Source organism: Acinetobacter sp. CIP-A165 (assembly GCF_000367985.1).
Classification (GTDB): domain Bacteria; phylum Pseudomonadota; class Gammaproteobacteria; order Pseudomonadales; family Moraxellaceae; genus Acinetobacter.
Genome location: NZ_KB849202.1, coordinates 186,805 through 205,213 on the forward strand (window position 1 = coordinate 186,805; position 18,409 = coordinate 205,213).

Here is an 18,409-nt window from a genome sequence, read left to right on the forward strand (position 1 = left end):
TGAGAAATGAAATTTCTCGCAATGTATTTTAGATTTTGACAGGTTTAATATGTTAATAAGTTTAGCTCTAAATATTTAACCAGAAACTTGATACGCGGAAACGTCATCCACAACCTGCGCGGTATCAATAAAATGTGATTTCTGCGATTAGATTAAAAATATGATGAAGGTGAACAGGTTTTGTGGATGACAAATGGTTTTGCCTACTTTTCCCGAAACACTTGCGAAGCTTTAAACGCTTCTCAGGTCGAGCCGAAGGCTTATACTGGAAATGAATGAGCACTCGGCAAGACCCCGATATAACTAAGATTTAATTTAACGAATGAGGAATAGGGGATGACCGATTTATTTGATTTAGAACATATATGGCATCCTTATACTTCGATGTTAAATCCACTACCAACGTTCAAAGTCAAACGTGCTTATGGGGCGACTATTGAGTTGGATGACGGTCGCACTTTGATTGATGGTATGTCTTCATGGTGGTGTGCGATTCATGGTTATAACCACCCTGAACTCAACCAAGCCGTTACTGAGCAATTACAGAACATGGCGCATATTATGTTTGGCGGTTTTACCCATGAACCAGCGATTGAGTTAGGCAAATTACTTTTAAACATTACCCCGCCGAGCTTAGATAAAATCTTCTATGCAGATTCAGGTTCAGTTGCCGTAGAAGTGGCCTTAAAAATGGCCGTGCAATACTGGGCTGCATTAAATAAACCAGAGAAAACCAATTTTATTACCACCCGTTCTGGCTATCATGGTGATACTTGGAATGCGATGTCTGTGTGTGATCCTGTCACGGGAATGCATCAGATTTTTGGCTCAAGTTTACCGAATCGAATCTTTGTACCTGCGCCACAAAGTCGCTTTGATGGTGAGTGGAATCCACAAGATATTCAAGAGCTCAAACAACAGATTGAACAGCATCATCAAAGTATTGCTGCACTCATTATTGAGCCAATTGTGCAAGGTGCGGGAGGGATGCGTTTTTATCATCCTGAGTATTTGCGTCAGGCTAAAGAATTATGTGAGCAATTCAATTTGTTGTTGATCTTTGATGAGATCGCAACAGGTTTTGGGCGTACAGGCAAAATGTTTGCTTGGGAGCATGCACAAGTTGAACCCGATATCATGTGTATCGGTAAAGGTTTGACTGGAGGCTATATGACATTATCTGCAACATTAACGACTAAACAAGTGGCTGAAACCATTAGCCGAGGTAAAGCGGGCGTGTTTATGCACGGTCCAACCTTTATGGCGAATCCTCTGGCTTGTGCTGTTGCTTTAAGAAGTACTCAATTATTGGTTGAGCAAGATTGGCAGAGCAATATTCAACGTATTGAAAAGATCCTTGTTGAGCAATTAAGTGATTTAGCAGAACTTGATCACGTTGCGGATGTACGCGTATTAGGTGCGATTGGTGTGGTTGAATTAACCACTAATGTAGACATGAAAAGCTTACAGCAGCAGTTTGTTGAACGTGGTATTTGGGTGCGACCATTTGGAAAATTGGTCTACGTGATGCCGCCGTATGTAATTACTGATGACGAGCTAAATTACTTATTAGCACATATGAGTGAAGTGGTGAAAAATATGCAAGGAGCCCATAGCAATGTCCTTGCTTGATCATTATGCTGAGCAGCTTGACCAGCTCAAACAGCAAGGTAATTTTCGCCAATTTACCTCGAATCAACAGCAGGGACGTTTTATCACGATTAAAGATAAAACCATGCTGAATTTAGCCTCGAATGACTATTTGGGTTTGGCGGCTGATTTAAGTTTGAGAGAGGAATTTCTCGATACTTTGAAAATAGAACGGGCATTGTTTAGTTCATCTTCTTCGCGTTTACTTACAGGTAATTTTGCAGAATATGAGCAATTTGAAAATAGCCTAAGCAAAGCTTTTGGTCGAGCTGCATTGTTATTTAATAGTGGCTACCACATGAATATCGGTATTTTACCTGCTTTATGTGATAGCAAAACTGTGATTTTGGCGGATAAATTGGTGCATGCCAGCATGATCGATGGCATTCGACTATCCACTGCGCAACATGTACGTTATCGGCATAATGATTTGCAGCATTTGGAACAGTTATTGCAAAAGTATCATCAAGATGAACGGATTGAACGCGTTATCGTGGTGACTGAAAGTATTTTTAGCATGGATGGTGATGAAACTGATTTAGCTGCATTGGCTCAGTTAAAACAACACTTCCAAAAAACCATGCTTTATGTGGATGAAGCTCATGCCATAGGTGTGAGAGGTGAGCAAGGACTAGGTTGTGCTGAGCAATATGGTGTACTGGATCAGATTGATTTTCTAGTCGGGACTTTTGGTAAAGCTATTGCTTCAATAGGCGGTTATATTATTTGTGATTCAATTATCCGTGATTATCTCATCAATAAAATGCGCCCGCTGATTTTTAGTACTGCATTACCCCCGATTTCGATGGCGTGGTCAGATTTTATATTTCACAAAGTTTTGAGCATGCAGCAACAACGTCAACACTTGGCTGAAATCAGTCAATATTTACAGCAGGCGGTGATTACGAAAGGTTTTTCAAGTCCATCAAGTAGTCATATCATTCCGATTATTGTCGGCGAAAGTCAGGCAGCGATTGAAAAAGCGAAATATGTACAGCAGCAAGGCTTTTATGCCATGCCCGTACGTCCGCCGACTGTGCCGCAGAATAGTTCACGCTTACGCATTTCATTGACTTCTCTGGTGCAAAAAAACGAATTGGAACAATTGGTGGAGTGTTTGTGAGTTTAAATAAAACACTGGTCGCGCAGCGCTTTGCCAAAGCTGGGCAAAGTTATGTTGAACATGCTGTGGTACAGAAGCAGATTAGTGAACAGCTATTTGAATATCTCAAAAAGCATTGTCCCGAATCTTTAGCCTCAGTACTTGAGATTGGTTGTGGTTCTGGTAATTTAACCGATTTATTCCAATCCTATTTTCAGGTTGAGCAACTGTTTTTAAATGATTTATATGAAGACGTGCAGCAGCATTTTGCTGATGTGGAATCCCCTCACTTGCGAAGTGATACTTCTCACCCGTTTTTAAAGGGGAGAGCTGAAGTTAATTGGTTGATTGGCGATATTGAACAACTTGCTTTACCAACATCATTAGATGCCGTTATTTCCAGTTCTGCTTTGCAATGGATGGTTGATCTTCCTGCATTATTGAAACGGATTCATACCGCATTAAAACCAAATGCATATTTCGGTTTTTCTACATTTGGGGCAAAGAACTTAATTGAGATCAAGCAACTGACTGGACAAGGTTTGAATTATTATTCTTTAGAGACCTTACAACAACAATTAGAAGAAAATGGTTTTGAGATTTTATTGATACAGCAAGAGCAAAAGCATCTGTATTTTGATCGGCCTAAAGCAGTTTTGCAGCATCTAAAAGCGACAGGCGTGACCGCGACCGCAAAATCGCATCGCTGGACCAAGCAATCCTTACAACAGTTTTATTTAGATTATCAACAGTTTCATGATGAGCAAGGTTATCGACTGACTTACCATCCTATTTATCTGATTGCGCGGAGAACAGCATGAGTGCAGCAATTTATTTCGTCAGCGGTATTGATACAGAAATTGGTAAAACCTATGCCACAGGTTATCTCGCCAAACTTTGGACAGAACAAGGGCAACGCGTTATTACCCAAAAGCTGGTACAAACGGGCAATGTCGATGTGTCTGAAGACATCGAAAAACACCGTGAAATCATGGGGAGTGGCTGGTTTCAAGAAGATCATGACAAACTGACCATGCCTGAGATTTTTACTTATCCAGCATCACCGCATTTAGCTACGCGTTTGGATGGGCGTGAGTTAGATTTCGCTAAAATTGAGGCTGCAACTCAAGAACTGGCACAACGTTTTGATGTGGTGTTATTGGAGGGTGCTGGTGGTTTAATGGTGCCTTTAACCACAGAGTTATTGACCATTGATTATATTGTGCAGCATCAATTTCCTGTGATTTTGGTGACTTCTGGGCGTTTAGGCAGTATTAATCATACTTTATTAAGCTTGGAAGCATTAAAACAGCGTGGTTTGAGTTTGTATGCTTTGGTATATAACTTAAAAGATGAATCTAAAGATCCATTGATTTCTAAAGATACGGCGGATTATTTAAAGGCTTATTTAGCAAAGCATTTTCCTGATGCAAAATGGCTGGAGTTGGATAAGTTTTAAAATGGAAAAATTATTTAAAGAACTGATTAATGAAATAAAAAAAGATTGGACAATTCCAAAACATATAGATGCCATCTCTTGCGACCTACTTTTTAGGTGCCAATTTTTTCATGGTTTTATCGGGATAGATGAGCTACTTATTGATTTACCAATGGATTTTGTTGAATTTTACAAATTAGCAAATGGAGCTTATCTATTTGAAGATATTGTGTATGGTCAATGGGGATTGCAATTGTTGGATGCTTTTTTAATTCAAGAGAAAACACGAGATTTCATAGAGGGGAATAGCGGTTATTTAAAAGGGGATTTAATTGTTGGCGAGTTTTTGGGTGACAGTGATCTTTTACTACTAAGAACTGATCCATCAAAAAATGATTATGGTTCTATGATGATTGTAACGCCATTAGAGAGCAGAAATAATTGGAATAAACTTGAATTAAATTTCTATAGTTTTATTAAAGGGTATGTGAGTGAATTAGGGCAAAAATTTTGGGAATAAGAGAGGGAGTTTTATTCATGCATAATAAATACTATCTAGTAGGTTCAGTATTTTTGTTAAGTTCATTACTTTCAGTAGCACATGCTACTGTCCCTAGCGATAAAACCATCATTAGTTGGATTATGAATTTGCAAGATTCAAATGCTAATCCTCAGCAAGCCATTCAGATTGATCACACGGAAAAAGTAAAATTAATTTCAGGCGAAGAAGCCTATTTATCAGGTATTAGTTTTGACAATGCAGGGCGTAACTTTTGGGCTGGTTATGTGTTAACTCGTCCTAAATTAAAACAAGCTAAAATTTTAAAAGAGTTTGGTGGTCAATCGAATATATTTAAAATCCATTCAACTGTTTATAAAGGCAAACCTGTTGATCTTGTTGAAATAGAAAGTGCTGGTTCAGGGCAAGGGGCTGTTAAATCGACCAAAAGTTTAGTTTATTTGAGCCAATGGAATACTAAGTTGATTACTGAGGTACAGCAGTCATCATATGCTGGGAACTATAATGCAAAACTAGATATGGAAGCTTGTCTTACGGGGGCAGATGATACAGGTTATTTAAATGTGATGCCGTATTCTCCTTATGTCGTCAAAACGACGGTAACAGGTAATGCTTGTAATGACAAACCCAAAGGATACAAAGTAAATAGTACGGTTCTTCCAATCGTCATTAGCGAAATAAAATAAAAAAAGCCAACAAGCGAACTTGTTAGCGGAGGAGGAACTTAGAATTTTAAAGCTTAATTTATAGTTGTTATTTTTCTAGTTATTACTCACGATCCCAATTTTAGTGACTTTGCTTTGCTGAGCTAATGCCATCACCATAGCAATATTTTTATATTCGGCTTGAGGATCAGGTTTAAATTTGATCTGATCTTGATCAGCTTTTTGCGCAACAGATTCAAACAAAACCTTCAATGCTTGGCGATCAGCAACAGCTTGATCATTCCAGAAAATATGACCTTGTGCATCGACTCTCAGGTTGATGGTTTCGGGTGGTTTCTCATTGGTTGGTGGCGGTGGTACGCCATTAGGTAAATTAATATTAATGGCGTTGTTTGGGATTGGAATCGTGATAATGAACATGATCAATAACACTAGCATGACATCAATTAAAGGTGTCATGTTAACGTCGAGCATCACATCATCTTCACTACTTTTTGGACCAACATTCATACCCATGACTAACTCCTTATCGTCTGATTAAGGTGAACTAGGCGGAGTCGTGACAAATGCAATTTTGCCAATACCCGCTTGTTGGGTGGTACTAATCACCTGATCAATCGCTTCATAATGCGTGAGTTGATCGCCACGGATATGAACCTCGGGTTGAGGGCGCTTTTGCGCCTCAACTTGTAAACGTGCAAGTAATGTTTCTTTATCTGCAACGTTTTGTTCATTCCAAAAAATATCGCCAGTTTTATTGACTGAAAGTTGGATATTTTGAGGTGTGGTGGCATAAGGCGTATTTTTTTCTTCAGGAAGTTTCACAGGCACTGTGTGTGTGACAACTGGAACAGTGATTAAAAAGATAATCAGCAGAACCAGCATGATATCAACCAACGGTGTTGTGTTAATCGTACCAATGACATCATCGTCATCTTGGCCAGAATTCATCATCATGCCCATTATCGTATTCCTTATTTAGAATCACGGTTTGGGTGATTACCATTGAGTTCACCGCTCAATAAAACAGCATGTAAGTCCGAACCAAATGAACGGACATTGTCCATCACTGCTTTATTACGACGAGTCAGCCAGTTGTAGCCGAGTACCGCAGGAACTGCGACAGCAAGACCAATTGCGGTCATGATCAAGGCTTCACCAACAGGACCTGCGACTTTATCAATAGAGGCTTGCCCTGAGATGCCGATGGCTGTCAGTGCGTGATAGATTCCCCAAACTGTTCCAAATAAACCAACAAAAGGCGCTGTAGAACCAACCGTTGCTAGAAATGCCAAACCATTACCTAAATGGCTTTGTACTTTTTCAATTGCACGTTGGATCGAAATCGTCACCCACGTGTTGAAATCAATTCTTTCTAATAAAGAGCCATCGTGGTGTTTGGTTGAGTGGATTCCTTTTTCAGCGATATATCGATAACTGCTGCTTGGATTTAAACTGTCTTTGGCACTATTGAGCGTATCTGCTTCCCAAAAATTACGTTCAGCTTCTATACCGTGGCGTTTTACTTTACTTTGTTGGAATACTTTAGAAAAAATGATGTACCACGTACCAATCGACATCAATACCAAAATAAACAGTGTTGTTTTGGCAATAACATCACCTTCACGCCAAAGTGCTTCTAAACCATAAGGGTTATAAGCTTCTTGTTCAGTTGCTGGAGGTGGAGGAGGTGTAGCTGTCGTTTGCGTGGTTTCATCCGCCACGACTGTGGTTACAGGTGTTGTTTGGGCGGTTTCTTCAGCCCACACTGTACTGATTGGGAGTAAAGTGCTGGTTGAAATTAAACCAATAGCTGCGAATCGAGCGATATGTTTTGCTGTTTTATTCATTTTAAATTCTCCAAAAAATTTGTTTAATTCATTCATTTGTTTAAGTAATTGTGAATGGGTATTCGATTTCGTACCATTCTTGTTGGGGAACACCGTCTTTCATGGCAGGTGTAAACGAACATAAGCTGTATGCTTTGATCGCGGCTTTATCTAAGCTTTTGCTACCGCTAGATTTTGCGACTTTTGAATCAATTACCTTGCCTGAACCATCGACCAATACACGCATCCGTACTGTACCTTCTTCTTCATTCATTAAAGCTTCACGTGGATAGTCTGGTTTTTTACAACCTACGCTACCTTCGGATACCCCACGTGAAATCCCAGCGGGTTTGGGTGCAGGAGCAGGTGCGGCGATTGGTGCTGCAACAGGACTCGGACTGGGTGCTGCTACAACAGGTGTAGCTGTAGGAGTCGCAACTGCATTTTGTACAGGTGGCGTAGGTGTTGGTTTGGCAACAGGTGTTACTTTTTCCACTTGTTTAGGCGGATCAGGCATTTTTGCCACTTTCTCTACCATTTTTGGTGGTTCAGGTGGTTTTTCCTCTGGTTTTGGTGGAGGTGGTGGAGGTGGTGGAGGGGGCGGTTCAATATCTTGAATAATCTGTAGTTCGACAGGTTTCTCGACAGGCTTGATCGTTGCAGTCGTTAAACTTGTTACTAAAATATAGGCGATCACGAGATGTAGAAATAAAACCACACCAAGACCGATGAAACGTTTGGCAGATTGATTTTCATTCTCAGCAAAGGGTATGCCCATAATTGCTCCTGAAATTGTAATCGTTGATCCATACATAAATTTGAAAATGAAATCTCTGATTTATGTGATGCAAATAAATGTTGTTTTGGATCGGCGGATCACGGTAGATCACTACAGCATCTGAAAATCATGCTGTAGTGATGCGCATATTAAAATTTGAAAGTGCTACGAACGAAGTAAGTTCGACCCAGTACATCTGCGTATCGAGGGTCATAACCCATTTGGAAGTTATCCAGTACATTTGATGCAGGGGGAGCTTCATCAAACATATTTTTGACACCTAGCGTAAGCTCTAAATTTTTAAAGCCTTTATACGTTCCTGATAGGTTATAGGTGGTGTAGTCACTGACTTTATGGTTTTGACCACTGGCATTTTGATCTTTGTAACCTTTAGAGAAACTTTGCTGTAAGTTCAGTGCCCAATTTTCATAGCGCCAATCTAGATTTGCGGTGTGCTTCCAACGCAAAACAATGGCTTGATAATCCAGACCTGCATAACTACCTGCAACACCTACCCATGGCATCCCTTTATCTTCTTGATATTGGTAATCTGTTATATAGGTACCATCAATATTAAAACCGAGCTGACCTGTGCTGGTCATTGGAGAGCGCCACGCCATACCGACATCAAATCCTGAAGTTTTGATACCGCCTAAGTTTTGTTTGGTTGTAATGATGTGGTGGAGTGAGCCATCTGCATTGCGGACAAATTTATCTGCATATTTTTCTGGGTCGCCGAAAATGGCCGTCTCGGAAATCGCTGTAATCTGATTTTTAACCTTGATATCAAAATAGTCTAATGTGAAGACTAGATTTTTGGTTGGCTGAAAGACCAGACCTGCCGTAATTGAATCTGATTTTTCTGGCTCTAAATCTTTGTTACCACCATCTTGACGATCAAACTGCATACCACAATCGCGGGCAGGGAGAGCACCAGCGCCGGGAACACCATTCGGGCATAGAACAGGATCGTTGTAAGTTGCTTGGGTATTGGTTAACGAGTTCGGTGCGTGCATTTCTGCGAGTGTTGGTGCTCTAAAGCCTTTGGTATAGCTTGTTCTGAACATCAATTGTTGAATTGGCTCCCAGCGAAGGGAAAACTTAGGATTAAAGGTACTTCCAAAATCACTGTAGTCGTCATAACGAGCAGCAAGTTGTGCTTCTAAAGTTTTGTGCAATGGAACATGTAGTTCTGTAAAAACCGCTTTAATATTTCGAGAACCTTCATTTACTGGTTCATTTGGATCTACACCCGTACTCGGTGCAACACTCGCAATCTCAGAAATGGTTTTTGATTGCCAATCATCTTTACGATAACTTGCCCCAATCGCAAGTCCTACATCACCTGCTGGCAAAGTGTAAATGGGGCGACTTGCAGTAAAATCGATCGTTGTTGAATCTAATTTTGCGTCTAAATATTTACCTTTTACCCCTAAGCTACTCCATACATCTCCATCTTCAGCGGCTTGTGGTCCAAATGGGTTCAACGTGCCATTGAGTAAAGCTTCCGCTGTTTTATCATAATTTAGATATCCATTTACAATATTATCTGCTGCGTTACTACGTGCATAGGTTACGCCGGTATTGATATCCCAGCCATAAGCATCACCTTCAATACCTGCAAAGATACGATGTGAATCATTGACGCTATTACTGACACGATTCCCTGCTTGAGAACGAAGATAAAGTTCTAATGGACCATTCACGCCATCCATTGCTGGGGTTATGCCTTTGCCTGGATAATATTTGCTTGAAGGATCTAGAGGTAAATCAAAAAACACATCTGGTGCAACAGACGTGGTGACTTCATTCCGTGCATATACATATTCGCCAATGGCATTAAAGTTATCATTTAACTTTGCGGTGACTCGTCCCATGACAGAGATATCTTCTGTTTTAGGAACGATGCCAATGACAGCTTGACTGTTATAACGACAGGTTTCACCTTTGGCTGTTACCAGTGGGTTATCGCCACAACCGATATTTGCATAGGGATTACCAAAAACTTCTGATTTAGGATCATATAAGTTTGCTGGGAATGAGCCACTACTGGTTCTGTCCACACCGAGTTCTGGTAAAACACCGCCACGACGACTGACCTTACGATCTTTTGCCATGACATCTTCACCACGGCGATAATCAATCACACCGAACGCGTTGAATCCATTTTCATCGAGATCACCAAAACCACCAAAAATTGAATAGCTTTGTTTTTCACCGCCTTTTTGTTCTGGCTTTTGGTAGTCAGTACTAAAATTTAAGCCATTGAACTGCTTTTTAGTAATGAAGTTAATCACACCACCGATCGCATCAGTTCCATAAACGGCTGAAGCGCCATCTTTTAAAACCTCAATCCGATCTAGCATCGCAAGGGGAATAATATTTAAATTTGTGATGCCACTATCATAGGCATTTGCTGCAAGACGACGTCCATTCAATAACACTAAAGTTTTATTCGCACCTAAGCCACGCATGTTCGCTGCGGACCCCTCTGTTCTACTCGCGCCAACATTAGACGCTGTAACAAAGTTGGATTGGTTGGCTGTGATTTTAGATAAAGCCTCCTCTGTGGTGGTGATCCCTTGCTTCAGAATTTCATCGACTTTTACGATCGTGATTGGAGAAGCACTCTGCGCTGCAACACCTTTGATCGATGAACCCGTGACTGCAACTTTTACGACTTTGGTCGGTTTTTCATCTGTGGGTGACTCTGGTTCGGCCGCATGGGTCATTGTTAAACACAACATACTTAGGCTCAGGGTACTGAGCTTTAGTATGCTTTTGCTCGCTTTTGGCAGAGCACTAGATTGAACGAAATTGGTATTTTTCATTGAATTTATAACCCCTAAATAGACGGTCACTCTAAAGAATGAACAAAATCGTTTTAGCAAGACATGTGCCAAATACCGTTTTTAGGTCTCAATTGGTCTAGATTAAATTGTGTAAAAGCGTTCTAGTTTTATCTAATAAGCGTTTCATATTTTTACTAATTATTAAAAAACAATGAATATACAAAAATTATTTTTATTGTCATTTTTCTACAACAATCATGATTTTTTATATCGCATTAAAATGAATCAGGATGTTTGGGTGTTGCTTTTATTTGGTGCGGAACAATATTTATTTATTTAAAATTATGCATTTGTATTTTTTTGTTTTCTGAAGCGTGAATTAATATCAAAAAATGATCTTTGCATAATATTACTTTTAATTAACATGCAGAAATCCATATTTTTAGACTACTTATTAAAAATTATTGATTATGGTTAAGTATTTTATTTGAAAAGTGGCATGAATTTGGCAGTGGTTTTTCCGTCATGGAAATGATTCTTCCATCTTTGTTATTTTTATGAATGGTAAAAAATAATCAATTTTTAAATTTTATTAGAAATATCATTTGATTAAACAAAGATGCTCGAATCGTTGAGTGATTGGGTGCTATTCGAAAGATTAGCGTTTACTGAAAAACGATGATGTGAGCACTGAGTTGAAGTCTAAATTTTCTAGCGTTGCTTTGTTTTCAACCATTATTGCATTTGCCTCAATTGGATATGCCAAAACACCAGCACAAGCGGACAAAGTGCTTCGAATTGCTTTTGAAGCCCCCGATGATGGTTTTGATATGGTTAAAACTTTCAATTTTTATAGTGGGAATGTTGCTGATGTTATTTTTGAAAGGTTACTCCAATATGATTATTTGGCTAATCCAGTAAAACTTGTGCCATCAACGGCAGAGAGCATGCCAATCATTCAAGAAAATGGCAAAGTTTATATTTTTAAAATAAAACCAGAGATTTATTTTACCAATGATCCTGCATTCAAAGGCAAGCGCAGAGAGTTGGTTGCAGAGGATTATGTTTATTCGATTAAACGTATTTTAGATCCTAAAAATCACTCCTCATCATTTGCTTTTATCGATCATAAAATTGTCGGTGCAAATGTGTTGGTTGATCAAGCGAGGAAGTCTGGTCGATTTGATTATGATGCACCGATTGAGGGAATCAAGGCATTAGATCGTTATACGATTCAATTCACACTGACACAACCTGATTATAACTTGCCTTATATTTTGGCATATAGCACTTTTGGTGCAGTTGCTCGTGAAGTGGTTGAATATTATAAAGACCGTTTGGGTATGCATCCTGTTGGTACAGGTCCATATATGCTCAGCAAGTATGTTCCTCGTAGCAAAATAGAGTTGGTTGCAAATCCTGATTATCGTGGTTTTGTCTGGAATTATAAGTCAACGGGAACGGCTTGGGATAATCAGCTTGTCAAAGAAATGACGGGCAAAAAGATGCCGCAAATCGGCAAGGTGAACATCAGTATTATCGAAGAAGAGCAGTCACGTTGGTTAGCCTTTAAATCCAAGCAACTTGATTTTGATAAGTTAACTTCAAGCTCAGTTCCCAAAGTATTGGATCAAAATAATCAATTAAAAGCTGAGGTGAAACAGCAAGGTATTCTCCTTTATCCAAATAAAGAAGCTGAAATCACTTATACCATGCTGAATATGCGTGATCCGATCATAGGTGGAAAGAGCTTAGATAAAGTCGCATTAAGACGTGCCATAGCGATGTCTTTTAATTTGGATGAATATATCCGCATTTTACGAAGAGGGCAGGCAGTCAAAGCCGAAATGTTGGTTCCCGCAGGTGTAAATGGGCATAACCCGAATTATCGTAGCAGCATTGGTTACAACCCTGTTCTCGCCAATAAACTGCTGGATCATTTTGGATATAAAAAAGCTGCGGATGGTTATCGTACTTTACCCAATGGCAACGCTTTAACTTTAAAAATTAATACAGAAAGCGGCTCTGCTTCAGTGATGTACTCTGAGTTGTGGAAGAAAAACTTAGATGCGATTGGCATCCGAGCAGAATTTAAAGTCAGTAATTTTGCCGATAACTTAAAGGCGGCAACTCAATGTCAATACATGATCTGGGGCGGTGCATGGCATGCAGATTATCCAGAAGGAGAGAATTTCACCCAATTGCTTTATGGTCCTAACGTTGGACGTGCGAATCAATCTTGTTATCAGTCAGCAGCTTATGATCGTTTATATAAACAAGCGATGCAGCACGCGCCAGAACAGCGTATGCCTTTTTATGAAAAAATGAGCCGACAAGTCGAAGCAGATCATCCTTTTATTCTTCAAGACACCCGCATAAGAAACTGGGTCATTCAGCCCCATGTGCAAGGCTTCAAAGCCCATCCAATCATGAATACAGAGGTGGATCAGGAAATTTGAACAACACTTATAAGTGATATTTTGCTCCCCAAATGATGTTATAAACATCAATATATGGAGTATTTTATGACACGTAGACCAAGAAGAAATCATTCAAATGACTTTAAAGCTAAGGTAGCACTTGCTGCGATTAAAGCAGAAAAAACACTTGCTGAATTGAGTGCTGAATTTGATGTTCATCAAAACCAAATTATTGACTGGAAAAATCAACTGATTTCAGCTTCCTCGCAAGCTTTCGATCAATCAAAAGCTCCAACAGAACCACCCATCGATCTAAAAAAACTACATGCAAAAATCGGTGAGCAGGCATTAGAAATTGATTTTTTAGAAGGTGTGTTGAAGAAACTGGGTCGCTTCAACCACAAAAGTTAATCGATGACTCACTTCAGATTTCAGTATCTAAGCAAGCTAAGCTGCTGAAAGTCTCCCGTGGTTGTTATTACTATCGCCCAAAACCTGTGAGTGAATCAGATCTGAAGCTGATGCGCTGTATGGATGAGTTACATATGCAATACCCTTTTGCAGGTAGCCGTATGATGCGTGATTTATTGAATCGTCAAGGACATCATATAGGACGACGTCATACACGTACTTTAATGAAGAAAATGGGCATTAATGCGTTATATTGCAAACCAAATTTAAGCCAGGCTAATCAAGCTCACCGTAAATATCCATATCTGCTCAAAGGATTGGCTATTCAGCGCAGTAATCAAGTGTGGTCTACGGATATAACGTATATCCCTATGGCAAAAGGCTTTGTTTATTTATGTGCTGTGATTGATTGGCATAGCCGCAAGGTACTTGCGCATAGAGTATCGATTAGTATGGAGGTTACATTTTGCATAGAAACATTAAATGAAGCTATTGAAAAATATGGCCGACCTGAAGTCTTTAATACAGACCAAGGCAGTCAGTTTACCAGTGATGCATTTATTGATGTATTGAAATCAAATGGCATTCAAATCAGTATGGATGGTAAAGGTCGATGGGTTGATAATGTGATGGTTGAACGATTATGGCGGAGCGTTAAATATGAAGAGGTGTATCTCAAAGCCTACAGCAATGTTTTGGATGCGAAGAAGCAATTAAACGCATATTTTGAATTTTATAATTTGAAACGACCTCATTCGAGTCTGGACAAAATGACTCCAGATGAGTTTTACTATGACCAGCTACCACAACAAAATAAGGTAGCTTAACTAGAGCAGAGTATCACTTATAAATAAGCTTTTAGTTGTTCAAACAAGTGGGACCACCTCTTACCAACTGGCAATATCTAGATATTGCTTCACCGCGTCAAAAATAAGTGATGAGTTCAAGATGAAGCAAAATTTTAAACTTTCGTTAACACGCTATGGTTTGGCAATTTGTGTTGGACTCACGGCAACACTTTCAACTTCACTGCTTGCTGCCAAAAGCCCAGCCGATCCCAATAAAGTATTGCGTTATGTCTTTCCCGTCGCAGAAACAGGTTTTGATCCTGCGGGTGTACACGACTTATATTCTGCGCATGTGAATGGTTCTATTTTTGAGACCTTATTTACCTATGATTATTTGGCCTCACCTGCAAAATTAGTGCCTCGAACAGCAATTGGTTTACCAGAGGTTAGTGCAGATGGTTTGACCTATACCATTCGAATCCAGAAAGGCATCTATTTTGTTGATGACCCAGCATTTAAGGGAAAAAAGCGTGAACTAACCTCGGCTGATTATGCTTATACCTTTAAGCGCTTGCTCGATCCAAACTTACGTTCACCCAACAGTTGGTTGCTGGACGGACGTATTGCGGGAATGGATGCCGTACTGAAACAAGCACAAAAAACAGGAAAATTTAATTACGATCAACCTGTTGTCGGCTTACAGACACCAGATCGCTATACCTTGGTGATTCAACTGACCAGTCCTGATCAAAACTTCCCGATGATCTTGGCGCATCAACCTGCTGGTGCAGTTGCTAGAGAGGTGATCGAAAAGTATCGAAACAAAGCTGGTTTTGCCATGGGACATCCTGTGGGCACAGGTCCTTATATGCTGGCTCGTTGGACACCGGGGTCACGTATCATTTTAAAAGCCAATCCCGACTTCCGAAGTTTTGTTTGGAACTTTAAAGCGAGTTCTGCCGAAGACCAGAAAATAGTTCAAGCCATGCAAGGCAAACAGATGCCGCAAATTGGTGTCATTGATATCCAAGTGATGGAAGAAGGACAGTCACGTTGGCTGTCCTTTAGTAAAGATGAGGTGGACTTATTTCAGCTTGATGGTGAGTTGACCGTTCAGGCTTTGCAGAATGGTGAGTTGAAACCTGAATTGGTGAAAAAAGGTGTGCAACTGTCTCGTATCGTTGATCCATCCATTGACTATCACTATTGGAATATGAAAAACCCAGTTGTGGGTGGGTTGAGTAAAGAAAAAATTGCACTCCGCCGTGCCATGGCGATGGCTTTTTCTGCCGACAGTTATATCAATATTTTGCAAAAAGGGGATGCCCAAAAATTACAAGCACTGATCCCCGATGGTGTAGTCGGCTACGACCCTGATTATAGAAGCAGTATTCCGTATTCAGTTAAAGCCGCCAATCTGTTGCTTGATCGTTATAACTACAAGGTGAGTGCAAATGGTTGGCGAACGCTGCCGAATGGAAAGCCGCTTGTAATTGATATGACGATCTCTGGAAATAGTCTAAGAAGTCAGCAACAAGCGGAGTTTTGGAAAAAAATTCTGGATAGTCTCAAGATCCAAATGACCACCAAATCTTTGCCATTTTCAGAAGCACTGAAGTTAGAAAAACAATGCAAAACCATGTTCAAAACATCTGCTTGGATTGCGGACTATCCTGATGCAGATAATTTTATGCAGCTTTTTTATGGCAAGAACGTTCATGTAAGTAACAACAGTTGTGCCGAAATTCCTGAATTTGACCGCCTATACGAACAAAGCCAGAAGCTGCCACCTAGTCCAGAACGTGATGCTTTGTACCGAAAAATGTCACGTGTTTTAGAAGTCTATATGCCTGTACAAGTGATCGGTGCTCGTTATCGAAACATCTTGGCTCAACCTCGTGTGATTGGTTTTAAAAAGCATCCTATTCTTCCTGCGGAATGGATGTACATCGACATTGATATGAAGAAATAGAAATAAAGAACTGGAGTCATCATGAAATTCAATACCTTTAAATCAACCACCTTATGTTTATTGACGATGGGCGTTAGCCAGATGGCAATCGCTGAAACCACAAAGCGTCAGACATTGCCAACATTTCAGGCCCAAGACATTGCAACAATGTGCGATGCCAAAATGAATGAGGTGAAAAAACAGCTAAAGTCTGTAGAAATGTTGCGGTTAAAACAAGATGCACCTGCAGCCCCCGTTTTAGCGAAATGGGATCGCATCTTTGCAGAATTTGAAGATTTTTATGGGCCGATTGGTTTATATGGCAACGTTTATCCCGATGAGGCTGTACGCAACGCGGCTGAGGATTGTGAAGTTAAAATTACTCAGTTCCAAACCGATATTTTCCAAAACCCCAAGCTCTATCAGCAGTTTAAAAAACTAAAGCCATCTGATGCAATAGACAGCAAATTTCAGCAAGACATTTTGGATAATTTTGAGGAAAAAGGCATTCTGCTGACCACCAACAAACAAAAACGTCTGAAAGAGATTTTGGATGAACTCGCAACGGTTGAGCAGATCTATGCCAGAAATGTGCGTGAGAATCCACAGAAATTAGAGTTTAGTACCGCTGAGTTAAAAGGTTTACCGCAAAGCTATATTGATGCTTTAAGCAAAAATGATAAAGGTCATTATTTATTGGGTTTTGAATACCCTGAATACCGACCTTTTATGCAGCTTGCGGAAAATGATGATGCACGTAAGCGCTACCAAATTGCTTTTAGTCGTCGTGGTGGAGAAAAGAATTTAGCATTGCTGAAGCAAGCGATCGATTTACGCTATGCCTTAGCGCAGCTCTTTGGAAAATCGAGTTATGCTGAATGGGCTTTACAAAAGCGAATGGCAAAAACACCAGAGGCAGTCAATCAATTTTTAGCAGAAGTTCATACAACAGTCGCCCCGTTAGAACAAAAAGAAGCTCAGACCTTAGGCGAGTTCAAAGCAAAAAGCTTAAATATTCCATTACAACAAGCCAAGATCGAGCGCTGGAGCGAGGAATATTGGAGTGAAAAACTCCGTCAAGCCAAATATCAAATTGATCAGGAAAACTTGCGGGAATTTTTCCCTACACAAGCGACGCAAGATTGGTTATTTGCTATTTCATCTGATTTATATGGGATTGAATTTAAGCCAGTAAATGTAGAAGTTTGGCAAGACGAAGTCGAGTATTACGATGTGGTTGACGCGAAAACAAAGCAATTAATTGGCGGCTTATACATGGATAAATTTCCACGGGAAGGCAAGTATGGCCATGCTGCGGTTTGGAGTGTTTTTGGACGAAGTCGTTTAACTGAGCGTAAACCAATCTCAGCATTGGTCACCAATTTTAATCGCAAGGGGCTGAATAGTGATGAGTTGGAAACCTTCGTACATGAGTTTGGACATGCTTTGCATGGCATTTTGTCAGACACGCGTTATGCATCACAAGCTGGAACGAGTGTAGAGCGTGACTTTGTTGAAGCGCCGTCACAAATGTATGAAGAGTGGGCGAGACGTAAAGAAACCCTGTCAAAAGTCGCAGATTATTGCAAACCAGCTTGTCCACGAGTCGATGATGCCTTGATCGAGAAACTAAATGCAGTACATGGCTATGGGCGTGGTCTGCATTATGCGCGTCAAACATTATATGCCCAGTACGATATGGCACTACATGGTGTTGATGCTTTGAAGGTACAACCCCTTGACCTATGGGGGAAAATGGAGGGTGCAACGGCATTGGGTTATGTACCCACGACACAATTTCCAGGTCAGTTTGGGCACATTATGGGCGGTTATCAAAGTAGCTATTATGGCTATATGTGGTCTGAGGTCATTGCCTTAGATATGTTGTCAGCCTTTGGCAATAACTTGAACAATGCCGAGGTTGGACAGCGTTATCGCGAAACCATTTTATCTCAAGGTAGTCAAAAACCTGCACAAACATTGGTTGAAACGTTTCTTGGACGTAAACCCAATAACACTGCATTTTTCAATGAAATTTCAGGTCAACGAATTAAATAAGGGGCAT

The 18,409-nt window shown here is 40.1% G+C and carries 15 protein-coding genes; 10 read left to right on the plus strand and 5 right to left on the minus strand.

The window, feature by feature from the left end; translation table 11 throughout:
• The first annotated feature begins 336 nt into the window (after positions 1 to 336).
• From bioA to F991_RS06450, 6 genes are read left to right on the plus strand one after another with little or no spacing between them, the layout of a single operon-like run.
• The gene (bioA, locus tag F991_RS06425; protein WP_004669960.1) at positions 337 to 1,632 is read left to right on the plus strand and encodes an adenosylmethionine--8-amino-7-oxononanoate transaminase; all 1,296 of its coding nucleotides are present in this window, start codon (positions 337 to 339) and stop codon (positions 1,630 to 1,632) included.
• Complete coding sequence (locus F991_RS06430) at positions 1,619 to 2,773, plus strand: 8-amino-7-oxononanoate synthase (RefSeq protein WP_004669961.1); 1,155 nt, start codon at positions 1,619 to 1,621, stop codon at positions 2,771 to 2,773. Before bioA ends, F991_RS06430 begins: the two co-directional genes overlap by 14 nt.
• Positions 2,770 to 3,573: a malonyl-ACP O-methyltransferase BioC gene (gene bioC, locus F991_RS06435; protein ID WP_004669963.1), complete on the plus strand. Its 804-nt coding sequence runs from the start codon at positions 2,770 to 2,772 to the stop codon at positions 3,571 to 3,573. Before F991_RS06430 ends, bioC begins: the two co-directional genes overlap by 4 nt.
• Positions 3,570 to 4,211, plus strand: a complete 642-nt coding sequence (bioD, locus tag F991_RS06440; protein ID WP_004669965.1) for a dethiobiotin synthase — start codon at positions 3,570 to 3,572, stop codon at positions 4,209 to 4,211. The genes bioC and bioD overlap by 4 nt, the downstream gene beginning before the upstream one ends.
• 1 nt (position 4,212) lies before the next feature.
• Positions 4,213 to 4,710 carry an SMI1/KNR4 family protein gene (locus tag F991_RS06445; RefSeq protein ID WP_004669968.1) on the plus strand — a complete coding sequence of 166 codons (498 nt, stop codon included), beginning with the start codon at positions 4,213 to 4,215 and terminating at the stop codon, positions 4,708 to 4,710.
• Positions 4,711 to 4,727: 17 nt separating this feature from the next.
• Positions 4,728 to 5,396 (plus strand): hypothetical protein, encoded by a 669-nt coding sequence (locus F991_RS06450; protein WP_004669970.1) that lies wholly within the window; start codon positions 4,728 to 4,730, stop codon positions 5,394 to 5,396.
• Between the two features lie 75 nt (positions 5,397 to 5,471).
• Here the strand turns inward: F991_RS06450 and F991_RS06455 are convergent, their stop codons facing one another.
• The 5 genes from F991_RS06455 to F991_RS06475 form a co-directional block, all read right to left on the minus strand.
• Positions 5,472 to 5,891 (minus strand): ExbD/TolR family protein, encoded by a 420-nt coding sequence (locus tag F991_RS06455; RefSeq protein WP_004669972.1) that lies wholly within the window; start codon positions 5,889 to 5,891, stop codon positions 5,472 to 5,474.
• Positions 5,892 to 5,912: 21 nt separating this feature from the next.
• The gene (locus F991_RS06460) at positions 5,913 to 6,338 is read right to left on the minus strand and encodes an ExbD/TolR family protein (protein WP_004669976.1); all 426 of its coding nucleotides are present in this window, start codon (positions 6,336 to 6,338) and stop codon (positions 5,913 to 5,915) included.
• 11 nt (positions 6,339 to 6,349) lie between these two features.
• A complete protein-coding gene (locus tag F991_RS06465) occupies positions 6,350 to 7,225 on the minus strand; it encodes a MotA/TolQ/ExbB proton channel family protein (RefSeq protein WP_004669979.1) in 876 nt (291 codons plus the stop codon).
• Positions 7,226 to 7,265: 40 nt separating this feature from the next.
• Complete coding sequence (locus F991_RS06470) at positions 7,266 to 7,982, minus strand: energy transducer TonB (protein WP_004669980.1); 717 nt, start codon at positions 7,980 to 7,982, stop codon at positions 7,266 to 7,268.
• A gap of 149 nt (positions 7,983 to 8,131) precedes the next feature.
• Entirely contained in the window at positions 8,132 to 10,813 is a 2,682-nt protein-coding gene (locus tag F991_RS06475) for a TonB-dependent receptor (protein ID WP_171063420.1), read from the minus strand.
• Positions 10,814 to 11,469: 656 nt separating this feature from the next.
• Here F991_RS06475 and F991_RS06480 point away from each other — a divergent pair.
• The 4 genes from F991_RS06480 (at position 11,470) to F991_RS06500 (ending at position 18,402) form a co-directional block, all read left to right on the plus strand.
• Positions 11,470 to 13,233, plus strand: coding sequence for an ABC transporter substrate-binding protein (locus tag F991_RS06480; protein ID WP_004669984.1), 1,764 nt, complete (start codon positions 11,470 to 11,472; stop codon positions 13,231 to 13,233).
• A gap of 54 nt (positions 13,234 to 13,287) precedes the next feature.
• Positions 13,288 to 14,432, plus strand: a protein-coding gene (locus F991_RS17120) for an IS3 family transposase (RefSeq protein WP_155757138.1) whose coding sequence is annotated in 2 segments (ribosomal slippage) — positions 13,288 to 13,552 and positions 13,552 to 14,432 — 1,146 coding nt in all. Because the reading frame shifts where the segments join, the coding sequence is not laid out codon by codon here.
• Between the two features lie 121 nt (positions 14,433 to 14,553).
• Positions 14,554 to 16,365 (plus strand): ABC transporter substrate-binding protein, encoded by a 1,812-nt coding sequence (locus F991_RS06495; protein ID WP_004669987.1) that lies wholly within the window; start codon positions 14,554 to 14,556, stop codon positions 16,363 to 16,365.
• Positions 16,366 to 16,386: 21 nt separating this feature from the next.
• Complete coding sequence (locus F991_RS06500; protein WP_004669989.1) at positions 16,387 to 18,402, plus strand: M3 family metallopeptidase; 2,016 nt, start codon at positions 16,387 to 16,389, stop codon at positions 18,400 to 18,402.
• The last annotated feature ends 7 nt before the right edge of the window (positions 18,403 to 18,409 follow it).